Origin of the sequence: Streptomyces sp. NPDC002467, from assembly GCF_042889825.1 — a bacterium.
In the GTDB taxonomy this organism is placed as follows: domain Bacteria; phylum Actinomycetota; class Actinomycetes; order Streptomycetales; family Streptomycetaceae; genus Streptomyces.
The window spans coordinates 103,825-118,933 of sequence record NZ_JBIARJ010000013.1 but is presented as its reverse complement, the minus strand read 5'-3'; the positions used below and the strand labels follow the sequence as shown (position 1 = coordinate 118,933).

11 protein-coding genes are annotated in these 15,109 nt (G+C 72.1%); 6 read left to right on the top strand and 5 right to left on the bottom strand.

What is annotated here, in order from left to right; genetic code table 11:
- Nucleotides 1-3,120 carry a sacsin N-terminal ATP-binding-like domain-containing protein gene (locus ACFYYJ_RS25780; protein WP_389135791.1) on the top strand — a complete coding sequence of 1,040 codons (3,120 nt, stop codon included), beginning with the start codon at nt 1-3 and terminating at the stop codon, nt 3,118-3,120.
- A gap of 45 nt (nt 3,121-3,165) precedes the next feature.
- On the opposite strand, the gene ACFYYJ_RS25775 is transcribed toward ACFYYJ_RS25780, so the two are convergent.
- Nucleotides 3,166-5,640, bottom strand: a complete 2,475-nt coding sequence (locus tag ACFYYJ_RS25775; protein ID WP_389135789.1) for an HAD-IC family P-type ATPase — start codon at nt 5,638-5,640, stop codon at nt 3,166-3,168.
- Nucleotides 5,641-5,810: 170 nt separating this feature from the next.
- A complete protein-coding gene (locus tag ACFYYJ_RS25770; protein WP_389135786.1) occupies nt 5,811-6,083 on the bottom strand; it encodes a DUF2530 domain-containing protein in 273 nt (90 codons plus the stop codon).
- 128 nt (nt 6,084-6,211) lie between these two features.
- On the opposite strand from ACFYYJ_RS25770, the gene ACFYYJ_RS25765 reads away from it, so the two are divergent.
- Nucleotides 6,212-7,672, top strand: a complete 1,461-nt coding sequence (locus ACFYYJ_RS25765; RefSeq protein ID WP_389135783.1) for an NCS2 family permease — start codon at nt 6,212-6,214, stop codon at nt 7,670-7,672.
- On the opposite strand, the gene ACFYYJ_RS25760 is transcribed toward ACFYYJ_RS25765, so the two are convergent.
- The gene (locus ACFYYJ_RS25760) at nt 7,665-7,847 is read right to left on the bottom strand and encodes a hypothetical protein (RefSeq protein ID WP_030156886.1); all 183 of its coding nucleotides are present in this window, start codon (nt 7,845-7,847) and stop codon (nt 7,665-7,667) included. The genes ACFYYJ_RS25765 and ACFYYJ_RS25760 overlap by 8 nt on opposite strands.
- 160 nt (nt 7,848-8,007) lie before the next feature.
- On the opposite strand from ACFYYJ_RS25760, the gene ACFYYJ_RS25755 reads away from it, so the two are divergent.
- The 3 genes from ACFYYJ_RS25755 (at nt 8,008) to thpR (ending at nt 10,781) form a co-directional block, all read left to right on the top strand.
- Complete coding sequence (locus ACFYYJ_RS25755; RefSeq protein ID WP_329381216.1) at nt 8,008-8,445, top strand: MarR family transcriptional regulator; 438 nt, start codon at nt 8,008-8,010, stop codon at nt 8,443-8,445.
- Nucleotides 8,446-8,470: 25 nt separating this feature from the next.
- Nucleotides 8,471-9,847 (top strand): MFS transporter, encoded by a 1,377-nt coding sequence (locus ACFYYJ_RS25750; RefSeq protein ID WP_389135778.1) that lies wholly within the window; start codon nt 8,471-8,473, stop codon nt 9,845-9,847.
- Between the two features lie 334 nt (nt 9,848-10,181).
- Nucleotides 10,182-10,781: an RNA 2',3'-cyclic phosphodiesterase gene (thpR, locus tag ACFYYJ_RS25745; protein WP_385133593.1), complete on the top strand. Its 600-nt coding sequence runs from the start codon at nt 10,182-10,184 to the stop codon at nt 10,779-10,781.
- 140 nt (nt 10,782-10,921) lie between these two features.
- On the opposite strand, the gene ACFYYJ_RS25740 is transcribed toward thpR, so the two are convergent.
- Nucleotides 10,922-11,911: an aldo/keto reductase gene (locus ACFYYJ_RS25740; protein WP_385362404.1), complete on the bottom strand. Its 990-nt coding sequence runs from the start codon at nt 11,909-11,911 to the stop codon at nt 10,922-10,924.
- A 28-nt stretch (nt 11,912-11,939) separates the two neighbouring features.
- A complete protein-coding gene (locus tag ACFYYJ_RS25735; RefSeq protein ID WP_389135774.1) occupies nt 11,940-14,537 on the bottom strand; it encodes an NACHT domain-containing protein in 2,598 nt (865 codons plus the stop codon).
- Nucleotides 14,538-14,798: 261 nt separating this feature from the next.
- On the opposite strand from ACFYYJ_RS25735, the gene ACFYYJ_RS25730 reads away from it, so the two are divergent.
- Nucleotides 14,799-15,107, top strand: a complete 309-nt coding sequence (locus tag ACFYYJ_RS25730; protein WP_389135771.1) for a hypothetical protein — start codon at nt 14,799-14,801, stop codon at nt 15,105-15,107.
- Nucleotides 15,108-15,109 lie beyond the last annotated feature (2 nt).

Genomic DNA, 15,109 nt, shown 5'->3' with positions numbered 1-15,109 from the left:
GTGAGCGTGCGAGTGACGGCGGCCCAGAGCGGCGTGGACCCCTTCGGCACGGCCCGGCTGCGGCGCGGCGTGCTCGACGCGTGGGGCGCGGGTCCGGCCCGGTTCCGTGAGGACGCCAACGCCGAGGAGGACCTCGCGCTCGGCGGCTACCGCGACCGGCTCGTCGTCGAGCTGGCGCAGAACGCGGCCGACGCCGCCGCTCGGGCCGGGGTGCCGGGCCGGCTGCGGCTGACCCTGCACCCGGGAGAGGGCGAGCACGGGCCCGCCGTGCTGGCCGTCGCCAACACCGGTGCCCCGCTGGACGCGACGGGCGTGGAATCGCTGTCCACCCTGCGCGCCTCCGCGAAGCGGGAGCCCGCGCACGACAGCGTCGGCCGCTTCGGCGTCGGCTTCGCCGCCGTACTGGCCGTCTGCGACGAGCCCGCGGTGCTGGGCCGGCACGGCGGGGTCCGCTGGTCCCTGGCCGAGGCCCGCGAACTGGCCCGGGGCGCCGCCGTCGGCAGCCCCGGCCTCGGTGACGAGCTGCGCCGCCGCGACGGGCACGTCCCGCTGCTGCGCCTCCCGCTGCCCGCCGAGGGCACCGCGCCCGAGGGCTACGACACCGTCGTCGTCCTCCCGCTGCGCGACACCGCGGCCGAGGACCTCGCCGAACGGCTGCTGGCCGGCATCGACGACGCCCTGCTGCTGACCCTGCCGGGGCTGCGCGAGGTCGTCGTGGACACGCCCGCCGGGGGCACCCGCACCCTGTACCGCCGCGACGAGGGCCCGTACACCGTCATCGAGGACTCCCTCACCGGCACCAACCGCTGGCGCACCGTCCGCCACGGCGGCCCCATCGAGCGGGCCCTGCTCGCCGACCGGCCCGTGGAGGAGCGGCTGCGACCGGCCTGGGCGGTGTCCTGGGCGGTGCCCGTCGACGCCGAGGGCGCCCCGGTGCGCCCCGCCACCGCTCCGGTCGTGCACGCGCCGACCCCGACCGACGAGCCGCTCGGCATCCCCGCCCTGCTCATCGCGACCCTGCCGCTGGACACCACCCGCCGGCACCCCGCGCCGGGACCTCTGACCGACTTCCTCGTGGAGCGCGCGGCGGACGCGTACGCCGAACTCCTCGGCGGGTGGGAGCCGGTGAGCCCCGCGCTCGTGGACCTCGTACCGGGGCCGCTCGGCAAGGGCGAGCTCGACGGGGCCCTGCGCGCGGCCGTCCTGAAGCGGCTCCCCCGCACCGCGTTCCTCGCCCCGGCGGCCCCCTCCGAGGAGCTGTCGGCGCTGCGTCCCTTCGAGGCCGAGGTGGTGGAGGGCGCGGGCGCCGACACCGTCCGCGTCCTCGCGGAGGTGCTGCCGACGCTGCTCCCGGCGGGCCTGGAGCGCCGCCCCGAACTGCGCACCCTGGGCGTGGGCCGGCTGCCGCTCGGCGACGCCATCGAGCGGATCGCGGGCATCGAGCGGACCCCCGAGTGGTGGCACCGGCTCTACGACAGCCTCGCCGGCGTCGACCCGGACCGGCTGTCCGGGCTGCCCGTGCCGCTCGCCGACGGCCGTACGACGATCGGCCCGCGCCACGTCCTGCTGCCGTACGCGGACACCCCGGCCGACCTGGCCCGCCTCGGCCTGAAGGTGGCCCACCCGGACGCGGCGCACCCGCTGCTGGAGAAGCTCGGCGCGCTCCCGGCGACGGCGCGGGCCGTGCTGACGACCCCGCAGGTACGGGCGGCCGTCGCGGCCTCCCTGGACGCGGGCGAGATCTGGGACGAGGACGCGGACACCCCGGACGCCGACGAACTCGCCGAGATCGTCCTGACGCTGGTCCGCGACGCCGAACTGTCCCCCGGCGACGAGCCCTGGCTGGGCGCGCTGGCCCTGCCCGACGAGGACGGCGAGCTGACCCCGGCGGGCGAACTGCTCCTGCCGGGAAGCCCGTTGGCCTCCGTGATCCGCGAGGACGAGGTCCCGTACGTGGACGCCGACCTCGCCGCCCGCTGGGACGCGGGCACCCTCACCGCCTGCGGGGTCCTCGCCACGTTCCAGCTGGTCCGCGCCACCGACGTGGTCCTCGACCCGGACGAACTGGAGCCGCGCGAGGGCGACTTCGCCGAGCCCGACGACGCGGGGCTGCTGGACGCGGTCGACGTGTGGTGCGAGGACCTCCTCGACCAGCTCCCCGACCTGCCCGTCCCCCCGGTGGCCACGGAACTCGTCGCCGTCCGCGACCTCGACCTGGTCGACGACGACTGCTGGCCCCAGGCCCTGGCGATGCTCGCGCAGCCCCCGCTCCGGGACGCCCTCACGCAGCCCGTGCGCGTCCTCCTCCCGGACGGCACCACCCAGTCGGTGCGCCCGTACACCGCGTGGTGGCTGCGCGACCACCCGGTGCTCGACGGCCGCCGTCCGGCGGGCCTGCGCGCGGCGGGCGGAGACCCGCTCCTGGACGGCCTGTACACCTCGGCGGACGCCACCGGCTTCGAGGACGAGCAGGTCCTGCGCGCCCTCGGCGTACGCACCACGGTCCCGGCCCTCCTCGACGAGCCGGGCGGCGCGGCCGAGCTCCTGGGCCGCCTGGCCGACCCGGACCGCGAGGTGACGGGCCGCCAGCTGCACGGCCTGTACGGGGCGCTGGCCGACCTGGACCCCGAGCAGGTCACGCTCCCGGACGAGCTGCGCGCGGTGGTGGACGGCGAGGTCACGGTGGTGGACGCGGCCGACGCGGTCATCGCCGACGCCCCCGACCTCCTCCCCCTGACGACGGGCCTGCCCCTCCTGCCCGTCCCCCCGTCCCGGGCCGCCGACCTCGCGGACCTCCTCCAGGTCCGCCGCCTCTCGGAGACGGTCCCGGCGGAGGTCACGACCCCGGGCGAGGAGCACGACGTACCCGACTCGGTCCGCGTCCTCCTCGGCCCCGCCACCCCGCTGACGTACCTCGAACACGAGGAACTGATCGCGGGCGGCACCGAACTCGACTGGCGCCGCACCCCCGACGGCACCCTCCACGCCGCCACCCTGGAGGGCGTGGCGGCCGGCCTCGCCTGGTCGGCGGGCCAGTGGCCCCGCCGCTTCGAGGTGGCGGCCCTCCTGGAGGACCCGTCCCGCACGTCGGAGCTGGCCCGCGACCGCTGGTTCGACTGACGGGCCCCAGGCCCCGCGAGCCCGGCCTGATCCGAAAGACGGGCCCTAGGCGGGAAAGCGGCGGTTCACCCAGCGGAAGGTGAATTCGATCAGGGTGGCCGCCGCCGCCGCGATGGCCACGGCGATCCAGGGCATCGTGGTGCCCACCAGCTTCAGTTGGAAGAAGTCCTGGAGCCACGGCACGACGAGGACGATCAGGAAGGCGCCGCCCATCGCACCGACCAGGGCGACCCGCCACCAGGTGTAGGGGCGGGCGATGATCGCCAGGACCCACATCGAGGTGAGGAAGAGGGTCAGGGTGGCGGCGCTGGTCTCCGCGTTGAGGGAGTCGGGGCCCGTGTAGTACGCGCGGGCGATCAGGTACGACACGAAGGTGGCCGTGCCCGCGATCACGCCGCCGGGGATCGCGTACCGCATCACGCGCCGCACGAAGTGCGGTTTCGCGCGTTCCTTGTTGGGGGCCAGGGCCAGGAAGAAGGCCGGGATGCCGATGGTGAGCGTGGACAGCAGGGTCAGGTGGCGGGGCAGGAAGGGGTACTCGACCCGGGAGCAGACCACCAGGATGGCGAGGAGGACCGAGTAGACGGTCTTCGTCAGGAAGAGGGTCGCGACGCGGGTGATGTTGCCGATGACCCTGCGGCCCTCGGCCACCACCGAGGGGAGCGTCGAGAAGCTGTTGTTCAGGAGCACGATCTGGGCGACCGCTCGGGTGGCCTCGGAGCCCGAGCCCATGGCGACGCCGATGTCGGCGTCCTTGAGGGCCAGCACGTCGTTGACGCCGTCGCCCGTCATGGCGACCGTGTGCCCCTTGGACTGGAGGGCGGCGACCATGTCGCGCTTCTGCTGCGGGGTGACGCGCCCGAAGACCGTGTTCTCGTCCAGGACCGCGGCCATGTCGGCCTGCTCGGTGGGGAGCCTGCGGGCGTCGACGGTGTTCTCGGCGCCCGGCAGCCCCAGCTTCCCGGCGACCGCGCTGACGGAGACCGCGTTGTCACCGGAGATGACCTTGGCCTTGACGTCCTGGTCCTCGAAGTAGCGCAGGGTGTCGGCGGCGTCGGGCCGCAGCCGCTGCTCCAGGACGACCAGGGCCGTCGGCCGCACCCCGGTGGCCACGGCCTGGTCGTCGAGTTCGCGGGCGGAGCGGGCCAGGAGGAGGACCCGTAGGCCCTGTTCGTTGAGGTCGTTGATCTCGTCGAGCGCCGGGTCCCCGGCCGGCAGCAGTACGTCGGGCGCGCCGAGCAGCCAGGTGTTGTTCTCGCCGTCGCCCTCGCTGAAGCTGGCGCCGCTGTACTTGCGGGCCGAGGAGAAGGGCAGCGACTCGGTGCAGCGCCACTCCGCGCTGTCCGGGTACGCGTCGATGATCGCCTGGAGGCTGGCGTTGGGGCGGGGGTCGGACTCGCCGAGGGCGCCGAGCACCTTCTTGACGTACGAGGGGTCCGCTCCGCCGAGGGGACGCAGCTCGGTGACGTCCATGCCGCCCTCGGTGAGGGTGCCGGTCTTGTCGAGGCAGACCACGTTCACGCGGGCGAGGCCCTCGATGGCGGGGAGTTCCTGGACCAGGCACTGCTTGCGGCCGAGGCGGATGACGCCGATGGCGAAGGCGACGGAGGTGAGGAGGACGAGCCCTTCGGGGATCATCGGGACGATGCCGCCGACGGTGCGGGCGATGGCGTCCTTGAGGTTGGAGTCCTTGCCGGCGAGCTGGCTGATGATCAGGCCGATCGAGGTCGGGATCATCATCCAGGTGACGTACTTGAGGATGGTGGAGATGCCGGAGCGCAACTCGGAGTGGACGAGCGTGAAGCGCGAGGCCTCTTCGGCCAGCTGGGCGGCGTAAGCCTCGCGGCCGACCTTGGTGGCGGTGAAGGCGCCGCCGCCGGCGACGACGAAGGAGCCGGACATGACCGGGTCGCCGGGCTTCTTCAGGACGGGGTCGGCCTCGCCGGTGAGCAGGGACTCGTCGATCTCCAGGCTCTCGGCCTCGCCGACGGAGCCGTCGACGACGACCTTGTCGCCGGGGCCGAGTTCGATGACGTCGCCGAGGACGATCTCGGAGGTGGAGATCTCGGCGGTGCGGCCGTCGCGGCGGACGCTGGGTTTGGCCTCGCCGATGACGGCGAGCCCGTCGAGGGTCTTCTTGGCGCGCAGTTCCTGGATGATGCCGATGCCGGTGTTCGCGATGATCACGAAGCCGAAGAGGGTGTCCTGGATCGGCGCGACGATGAACATGATCACCCAGAGGACGCCGATGATGGCGTTGAAGCGGGTGAAGACGTTCGCGCGGACGATGTCGGCGGTGGAGCGGCTGCTGCGGACGGGGACGTCGTTGACGTCGCCGCGCGCGACGCGCTCGGCGACCTCGGCGGTGGTCAGTCCGGCGGGCTTGAACCGGGGCGCCGGCGGACGCACGGGGTGTACGGGGTCGAGCTCGGCGCCCGCGTCGATGGCGGCCCCGCCGCCCCCGCCTGCGGCGTCGCCCGGCTCCGGCCCGTCATGGTCGATCCTCGCCCGCTGCGTCATGGTTTCGACGTTAAGCGTGGTTCGAACGCTTTACCCGCCGAGCGGTGCGAAGATCCGACTTCGGGATGACCCGAATCGTCCGTTGGTAGCCATGGAGCGCGACCGGATGCCGGTCCGCTTCACGGGGCTCCGCCCCGGACCCCGCGCCTCAAACGCCGGCGGGGCTGGATTTACCCCTGCTCGGCCCGCGCAGCAGCCTCCGCCGCGTGGCGCTTGAGTGCGGCGTCGCGGCCCCGGACGTACCAGATGCCGATCAGGCCGAGGAAGCCGCCGGCGGCGCAGGTCCAGACCCACCACAGCAGGTCCCGGTCGGCGAACCAGCCGTAGAAGGGGAGCTGGGCGAGGAACATGGCGAACCAGATGATCGTGCCGCCCACGATGGTCGCGACGACCGGTCCCTCCAGGGGCTCGGGCGCCTCGTGCTTCGGAGTCCATTTCGCCATGCGCCAAGTCTAGGCGCCGCGATTCGGGGTCTACGCGCGGAGATGGACGCCCCTTCGTTCATGTGTTCATACTGAAACGGTTTGGGCCAGGCCCATTTTCTTCGTATGAACCCCCATTTGAGGACCGTATGAGCACCTCGGCCCCCGCCCCCGAAGCCATCCGTCCGGAGCCCTCCTCCCAGGAACCCTCTGGCGCCATGGACCGCTACTTCAAGATCTCCGAGCGCGGCTCGACGATCGGCCGCGAGATCCGCGGCGGCTTCGCCACCTTCTTCGCGATGGCCTACATCATCGTGCTGAACCCGATCATCCTCGGCAGCGCCAAGGACATGTACGGGCACCAGCTCGACAGCGGGCAGCTCGTCACGGCCACCGTCCTGACGGCGGCCTTCACCACCCTCCTCATGGGCGTCATCGGCAACGTGCCGATCGCGCTGGCCGCCGGCCTCGGCGTCAACACGGTCGTCGCCCTCCAGCTCGCCCCGCGCATGAGCTGGCCCGACGCCATGGGCATGGTGGTCCTGGCCGGCTTCGTCGTGATGCTGCTGGTCGCGACCGGCCTGCGCGAGCGGGTCATGAACGCCGTCCCGCTCGGCCTGCGCAAGGGCATCGCCATCGGCATCGGCCTGTTCATCATGCTGATCGGCCTGGTCGACTCCGGTTTCGTCACCCGCATCCCGGACGCCGCGCACACCACGGTCCCGCTCCAGCTCGGCACCGGCGGCCACCTGCACGGCTGGCCCGTCCTGATCTTCGCGGTCGGCGTGCTGCTCACCCTCGCGCTGCTGATCCGCAGGACGCCCGGCGCGATCCTGATCTCCATCGTGGCCATGACCGTCGTCGCGGTCGCCGTCCAGCTGATCGTGGGACTCCCGGACTCCGGCTGGGGCCTGACCGTCCCCGAGTGGCCGGGCAACCCGGTGGCGGCGCCCGACTTCGGGCTCGTCGGCCAGGTCAGCCTGTTCGGCGGCTTCGGCAAGGTCGGGATGCTGACGGGCGTCCTGTTCGTCTTCACCGTGCTGCTGTCCTGCTTCTTCGACGCCATGGGCACGATCCTCGGCGTCGGCGACGAGGCGAAGCTGATCGACAAGAAGACCGGCGAGTTCCCCGGGATCAACCGGGTCCTGCTGGTCGACGGCCTGGCCGTCGCCTCGGGCGGCGCGACCTCCTCCTCCGCGACCACCTGCTTCGTGGAGTCCACGGCCGGTGTCGGCGAGGGCGCCCGCACGGGTTTGGCGAACGTCGTGACGGGCGGTCTCTTCGCCGTGGCGCTGTTCCTCACCCCGCTCGCCACGATGGTCCCGTCCCAGGCGGCCACTCCCGCCCTGGTGGCGGTCGGCTTCCTGATCCTGGCGGGCTCGATCAAGGACATCGACTGGAGCGACTTCACCATCGCCGTCCCGGCCTTCCTGGCCATGGTGATGATGCCCTTCACGTACTCGATCACCAACGGCATCGGCATCGGCTTCGTGAGCTTCTGCGCGCTGCGGCTGGCGACCGGCCGGGGCCGGGAGGTCCCGATGCCCATGTACGTCGTGTCGGCGGTGTTCGTCTTCTACTACGCGATGCCCGCCCTGGGCCTTACGTAAGGCCGTAGAACTTCTCTGTCTCGTCGACGGCCGCCTTGAAGCGCTCGTCGAAGTCATCGCGAATGAGCGTCCGGACCACGTAGTCCTGGACGCTCATTCCGCGTTTGGCGGCATGAGTCCGGAGCCTGTCGAGGAGCTCCCCGTCTATGCGCATGCTCAGCACATGTGTCCCCATGCCGAAAGAGTCGGGGCTGCGGGCGTGTACGCGTGTCACTTTCCGCGCCCCACTCACCCTTACGAGTGATGAGGCCTGGTGAAGGCTGACGCGCTGTGGTGGAAGGGACGGGAGGGGAACCCGGTATTCTTTAGCGAGAGTAATGAGTTATTCTAAAGACATGCGTGACCTTTCCCATGGCGACGACGCTGCCGCCGTGAACGATCTCCGCTCCGCCGTCATGCGGCTGGGCCGGCGCCTCAAGCACCAGCGCGTCGACGAGTCGCTGAGCCCGACCGAGATGTCGGTCCTCGGCACCCTCGCCCGCTGCGGCCAGGCCACCCCCGGTGAGCTGGCGCGGCGCGAGCACGTGCAGCCGCCGTCGATGACCCGCATCGTCGCGCTGCTGGAGGCCAAGGGCCTGGTCACGCTGGAGCCGCACCCCGACGACCGCCGACAGAAGGTGGTCCGCCAGACCGAGGAGGCCGAGGCGATGCTCGAAGAGAGCCGTCGCAAGCGCAACGCCTTCCTGGCCGGGCTCGCGGCCGAGCTGACCGAGGAGGAGTGGGCCAAGCTGCGCGAGGCCGCACCCGTCCTGGAGAAGCTCGCGCACCTATAAGGACGACGCCAGGAGGCGAACGCTTTTGAGTACGGGAAACGGAGCAGACTCCGCACCCGGCCACACATCCACCCCCTCTACCTCCGCCGACGCACGCGCGGGCAACGGCTCCAACAGCTCGACGAACTCGAAGAACTCGATGTTCAGCTCGCTGAGGATCCGGAACTACCGGCTCTTCGCCACGGGCCAGGCCGTCTCGAACACGGGCACCTGGATGCAGCGCATCGCCCAGGACTGGCTGGTCCTCTCCCTGACCGGCTCCGCCTCGGCCGTCGGCATCACCATCGCGCTGCAGTTCCTGCCGATGCTGATGTTCGGCCTCTACGGAGGCGTACTCGCGGACCGGCTGCCCAAGCGGCCGCTGCTGATCGCCACCCAGAGCGCGATGGGCCTGACCGGGATCGCGCTCGCCGCGCTCACCCTGGCGGGACACGTCCATGTGTGGCACGTCTACCTCGCCGCCTTCCTGCTCGGACTCGTCACCGTCGTGGACAACCCGGCGCGTCAGACGTTCGTCCCCGAGATGGTCGGCAAGAAGCAGCTGGCCAACGCCGTCAGCCTGAACTCTGCGAACTTCCAGTCCGCGCGGCTGGTCGGCCCGGCGGTCGCCGGTGTGCTGATCACCGCCGTCGGCTCCGGCTGGGCCTTCCTGCTGAACGGACTGTCCTTCGCCGCCCCCGTCGTCGGTCTGCTGCTGATGCGCACGGACGAACTGCACCCGGTCGAGCCGCAGCCCCGTACGAAGGGGCAGCTGCGCGAGGGCCTGCGGTACGTCGCCGGACGGCCCGAGCTGATCTGGCCGATCGTGCTCGTCGGCTTCATCGGCACCTTCGGGTTCAACTTCCCGATCTGGCTTTCGGCGTTCGTCGACGACGTCTTCCACGGGGACGCGGGCACGTACGGGCTCTTCAACACCCTGATCGCGGCCGGCTCCCTGGCGGGCGCGCTGCTCGCGGCCCGGCGGGGGCTCTCCCGGCTGCGGCTGCTGACGGCAGCGGCCGTCCTCTTCTCGGCCCTGCTGATCGTGACGGCCTTCGCGCCGGGGTTCTGGCTGTTCGCGGCGCTGCTGGTGCCGATCGGACTGTTCGGGCTGACGGTCAACGTCACGGCCAACTCCAGCGTGCAGCTGGCCACCGACCCGGAGATGCGGGGGCGGGTCATGGCCCTGTTCATGATGGTGTTCACGGGCGGGACGCCGGTGGGTGCGCCGCTCGTGGGCTGGATCACGGACACGTACGGTGCGCAGGTCGGCATGGCGGCGGGCGGGGCGGTGTCGCTGGCCGCGTCCGTCGCCATCGCGGTGGTCCTGGCCCGTGTGGGCGGCCTCCGGCTGAGCGTCTCCCGCCACGGGGTGGCGTTCGTCCCCTCCACGCACCGCCGCGAACTGGTGGCGGCCGCGTAGCCCCGGGGGCTCCGCCCCTCCCCTCGCGGGGCTGGGTGCGCGGCGCCGCTGTCGGGGGCTCCGCCCCAGCCCCCGCGCCTCAAACGCCGGCGGGGCTGGATTCGGCTCCTGCCGTCCGCCAGGTGCGGCTGGTTTGCCCGGAGGGCGATTCCAGCCCCGTCAGGGGAAACCCAGCCCCTCCGGCGTTTGAGGAGCGGGTCTGGGGCGGAGCCCCAGGTGCCGCGCAGCGGCACTCCCGGCCACGGCGGCGGGCGAGGCGCGGGGGCCCGGGGCGCCGCCCCGGGAGCGGGCAGCGGCAGGTCCAACGGACCGGCGGCGCCGCTAGGCTCGGGGCATGAGACTGTTCGTCGCCGTGCTGCCGCCGGCCTCCGCGGCGGAGGAGCTCGCTCAGGCGCTCCAGGACCTCCGGGACGACCGGCTGCGCTGGACCGGCCGGGCCGGCTGGCACTTCACGCTCGCCTTCCTCGGCGAGGTACGGGACGAGGTGCTCCCCGAACTGCACACCCGCCTCGAACGCGCCGCCCACCGCACGGCCCCCTTCCCCCTGCGCCTGCACGGCGCCGGGCACTTCGGGGACCGTGCGCTGTGGGTCGGGGCCGCCGGGGGCATCGACGCGATGCGGATGCTCTCCGAGCGCGCCGAGGCCGCCGCCCGGCGGGCCGGGGTGCCGATGGGACGGCACCACCGGTACACCCCGCACCTCACCCTCGGCCGCAGCCGTGACATCCGGCGCGACCACCCCGAGCAGGGCTCAGGCGACGACCTGCGGCCCTACCTGGACGGACTCGCCTCCTTCGAGGGCACCGCCTGGTCGGTCACCGAGCTGAGCCTGGTCCGCAGCAACCTGCCCACGAGCGGGATCCCCGGGGAGCAGCCCCGCTACGAGACCGTCGCGGCCTGGCCCCTGGAAGGACGACCCGAGGGGAGCGGTTAGGCTCGACGGGTGGATCCCAAAACCAGAAACCGTGTGATGGCCGGTGTGCTCGTGCTGATGTTCGTCGTCGTGGCCGTGGCAGCCGCCGTCGGCCAGTGACCGCCGGCGCGCCCGCCACGACCCCTGACGCCCCGCGCTGATCACCAGGCGAAGGCCTCCGGCGACGGTCCCGGCCCGGGGAAGATCTCGTCCAGGGCTGCCAGCAGCTCCTCGCCCAGCTCCAGTTCCAGCGCCTTCAGCGAGCTCTGCAGCTGCTCCGTGGTGCGCGGGCCGACGATCGGGCCCGTCACGCCCGGTCGGGTGAGCAGCCAGGCCAGGGCGGTCTCGCCGGGCTCCAGGCCGTGCTTCTCCAGCAGGTCCTCGTACGCCTGGATCTGCGCCCGTGTCGAGCTGTTGGCCAGCGCGTCCGCGGAGCGCCCGGAGGCGCGGCGGCCGCCCTCGACCTCCTTCTTGATGACCCCGCCGAGTACGCCGCCGTGCAGCGGCGACCACGGGATGACCCCGAGGCCGTACTCCTGGGCCGCCGGGATGACCTCCATCTCCGCACGCCGCTCTGCGAGGTTGTACAGGCACTGCTCGGTGACCAGGCCGAGCATCCCGCGCCGGGCGGCCGTCTCGTTCGCCTGGGCGATCTTGTAGCCGGGGAAGTTGGAGGAGCCCGCGTACAGGATCTTGCCCTGCTGGATCAGTACGTCGACGGCCTGCCAGATCTCCTCGAAGGGGGTCCGGCGGTCGACGTGGTGGAATTGGTAGACGTCGATGTGGTCGGTCTGGAGCCGCTTGAGGCTGGCCTCGACGGCCCGGCGGATGTTCAGCGCCGACAGCCGGTCCTCGTTGGGCCAGGTCTCGCCCTCACGGGACATGGAGCCGTAGACCTTGGTGGCCAGGACCGTCTTCTCGCGCCGGCCACCACCCTGCGCGAACCAGGTGCCGATGATCTCCTCGGTGCGGCCCTTGTTCTCACCCCACCCGTACACATTGGCGGTGTCGAAGAAGTTCAGACCCGCGTCGAGCGCGGAGTCCATGATCGAGTGGCTCGTCGGTTCGTCTGTCTGGGGACCGAAGTTCATCGTGCCGAGAACGAGTCGGCTGACTTTGAGTCCGGTGCGTCCGAGCTGCGTGTACTTCATGGGCACCAGACAAACGCTTCGAGTGCGCTCAAGGCAAGGGGCCCACGCGCTCCAGCAACTTCTCGGCGGTGGTGTCGAGATGGCGCTGGACGAGGCTGTGCGGGAAGAAGTATCCGCTGTCCGTGCGGAAGAGCAGGACGCGCTGCTCGGCGGTGTGCAGGAAGCGCCCGTAGCGGTAGGGGGTGCGGCCCCGGTGGGCGAGCACCGCGCGGATCGTCCAGTGGCGTACGACCGCCAGCCCCCCGTAGCGGAAGCCGCGGACCACCGCGAACAGCGTGCCCAGCAGGCCCGCGACGAAGGCCGCGCGGCGCAGGTCCGGGTCGGGTGAGGCCAGTGCGATGAGCGTCGTCACGAACGCGGCCGCCACGGCCAGGCCCGCGAACCCGTGGACCAGGGAGAAGCGGACCGTCCGGCGGATGCCCTCGTTGGGGCGGGGGCGCCGGTCCTGCATCGAGGGCTCGAACTGGTTGCCGAAGATGTAGAAGGTGCCCAGGACGAAGGCCGCGACGGGGGCGATCCAGCCCGGCTCCGGGCAGACCAGGTGGACGACGAGCCCGGTCAGGAGCCCGATGGACATCCACATGGCGCCGGACAGCGCCATGCGCTTCACGGGGATGACGCCGTCCGACATCGCCCGCTCGCTCCTGCGCCAGGTCCACCGCAACTGCTCCACGGGCGAGAACACGTCGGTGAGCGCGCCTTCCCACTGGGTGATGCTGACCCACAGGTAGGCGAGACCCACCACGAACGTCGCCGACGACGCCAGGTTGACGCCCGTCAGCATCATCAGGGCCAGGATGATCATCATCGGCAAGCCGTTGTTCACCATCGGGATCACCAGGGCCCCGCGGTGCTTCTCACCGGCCTTCGTCTCTTCCGGCAGCGTCAGGAAGTGTTCCTCCGACTTGTACGCCTGCGTCGCGGTGTTGGCCACCATGGCCAGGGCCACGACCACGGCGGCCGGCACGTCGGCGTGCAGCAACCCGGCCCGGTTCGCCGCCATCAGCCACAGCACGGGCACCCCCAGGGAACAGGCAGCCATGACCACGGTCGGGACGATCTTCGGGAGCATCGCCTCCCGGCGCGACAGCCAGCTCACGTCCAGCCGGTCCAGGTACAGGACCTGCTCCTTGCGCTCGGTGAGCGTCCGGGCCAGCCACGTCAGCCAGGTCAGCGTCCGGTGCGGGGCGTCGTCCGGCCGCGGGCGCTCGCGCCGCAGGCAGGTCCCGACGTAGGCGTCGAAGATCCGGCTCTGACGGTCTTCGAGGCTGCCCTCCAGGCGCAGGTCGTCCGCGGACCGGTTGGCGTAGGTGACGCAGATGATGTTGAGCATCATCGGCGACCGGAGCAGCTGCCACAGGCTCTGACGTTCCTCCAGTGCCTCGCGCACGTCCGCGAGGGCCGCCCTGTTGGCGTTGAGGAAGGCCTCCACCTGTCCCGGCTCCGGCGGCTGGACCTCGACGTAGCGCAGCGCGCGCAGGCTCTGGGCCAGCCGTTGCAGATCCCCCTCGTCCGTGCGGCAGCCGACGGCCATGCCCGGACAGATCTCCCGCAGCCGCCGCAGCTCCTTGACGCACTTGCGCCAGTGCACCCTCGGGACCTCGTCCAGGCCGTCCAGCACCGGGAGCAGCAGGTGCTGCTCCAGCCAGCTGCGTACGAGGACCGTCGAGACGCCCTGGATCCTGCTCATCTCGGCGGCGAGCCAGTCCTCGACGGCTTCGCCGCGGTAGCTGTAGAGGCGCAGGTAGACCGGGATGTGGGCGGGGTCGGTACCGTCGCCGCCGGCCAGGGCCTCCTCGGCCAGCCGGTGGGCGAGCCGCGCGAGTTGCGTGGTCTTGCCCATGCCGGGCTTGCCCAGCACGACCAGTTCGTCCCTGGCCCCGTACAGCGTGCGGACGTCGCGCTCGTCGGTGGCGACCCGCTCGGGCGCGGTCCGCCGCACGCTCCTGGCCCGCCGTCGGCTTCCGGGGGCCGGCTCGGGCTCCGCCTCCTCCAGGATCACGAACCGCGGTTCGATGTAGTGGTGGGCCTCGGCACGGCGGAAGTCCTTGGCCGCCCGTTCCATGAACGCCTTGATCAGTCGGCGCTGCATCCGCGCGGCGGCCTTGTCCCTGCGCAGCCGCATCGGGAAGGTGAACACCGCGGCCAGCCCCGCGAGGACGGCCCGCAGGAAGCGGCGGACCGGGTAGCGGGGCAGCTCGGTACCGGGGCCGGACAGGGGCGGTCGCGCCTCCTCCTCGCCCGCCTCGCCGGGGGCTTCGCCCTCGACCCAGGGCAGCGGGTCCGACACCGGCTCCCCGGCCTCGATCGCCGCCGCCCGGGCCGCGGCGCGGTGCCAGCGCGGCTCCCATGCGCCGGGGTCCCCGCCGAGCACCCGGACCAGCGCGAGGAAGTACTTCAGGTCCGGATCCCTCTTGCCGGAGAAGATCTCCGAGGCGGTGCCGGAGGCCATGGGCGCCTTGCGGGCCATCGCGTTGACCGAGAGGCGTGCCGCCGGTGGCGGCGCCGTCCAGAGTTCCTCGTACACCCCGAGCATGAGGTCCGCCCAGGGCTGTTTTTCGGGTGGGGCCGCCGCCGGATCGGGGCGCTGCGGGCCCTTCGGGCGGTTGCCTCCGACTCCTGCCATTCACACTCCTCGTTCAAGGACCGTTCATGGGCGTTCACGCGTTCATGGATGCTCGAAGCCCCTGGTCAGCCGCTTGTGACGGGCATAGAAAAGTCCTCGGCGGAAGTCGTCGCCGGCCGTGGTGCCGGGGCTCCGCCGCTGCCCGGAGCACCCATCTTGGCGAGCCGGGCCGCGCTTGTACGGCCAACCGCCATGTTCGAGGCATTCGTTGGCGGATCCGCCGAAGTGCCCCTGCCCGCACGTCCTTCGAGGAGTTCACCGATGACCGTTTCCCGCCTTCTCGCCTCCCTCGGCGGCCTGTCCACCGCCACGCTGGGCGTCATGGCCGACGCGCCCTGGTGGGTGGCCGGCTCCCTGCTGTTCGGCGGCCTGCTGGTGCTGCGCGCCGAGGCGCTCGTCGACGCCCGCAACGAAGCGCGCCGCGGCCTGCACGAGGGCCGGCTGCTGGGCGAGGTGTCCCGGAAGCAGGCCCTGGACTACCTGAGGGAGACCAGGCGGGTGCGGCGGCAGCCGGCGGCGGGTGAAGACGACGGTGCGGGTGCGGGTGCGGGTTCGGTCGAGACCGCTTAGTT

Coding starts and splice junctions, on each gene's coding strand:
- ACFYYJ_RS25770 (WP_389135786.1), bottom strand. CDS start 6,083: ATGGCGAAATGGACTCCGAAGCACGAGGCGCCCGAGCCCCTGGAGGGA.
- thpR (WP_385133593.1), top strand. CDS start 10,182: ATGAGACTGTTCGTCGCCGTGCTGCCGCCGGCCTCCGCGGCGGAGGAG.
- ACFYYJ_RS25760 (WP_030156886.1), bottom strand. CDS start 7,847: ATGGGGACACATGTGCTGAGCATGCGCATAGACGGGGAGCTCCTCGAC.
- ACFYYJ_RS25735 (WP_389135774.1), bottom strand. CDS start 14,537: ATGGCAGGAGTCGGAGGCAACCGCCCGAAGGGCCCGCAGCGCCCCGAT.
- ACFYYJ_RS25755 (WP_329381216.1), top strand. CDS start 8,008: ATGCGTGACCTTTCCCATGGCGACGACGCTGCCGCCGTGAACGATCTC.
- ACFYYJ_RS25765 (WP_389135783.1), top strand. CDS start 6,212: ATGAGCACCTCGGCCCCCGCCCCCGAAGCCATCCGTCCGGAGCCCTCC.
- ACFYYJ_RS25730 (WP_389135771.1), top strand. CDS start 14,799: ATGACCGTTTCCCGCCTTCTCGCCTCCCTCGGCGGCCTGTCCACCGCC.
- ACFYYJ_RS25740 (WP_385362404.1), bottom strand. CDS start 11,911: ATGAAGTACACGCAGCTCGGACGCACCGGACTCAAAGTCAGCCGACTC.
- ACFYYJ_RS25775 (WP_389135789.1), bottom strand. CDS start 5,640: ATGACGCAGCGGGCGAGGATCGACCATGACGGGCCGGAGCCGGGCGAC.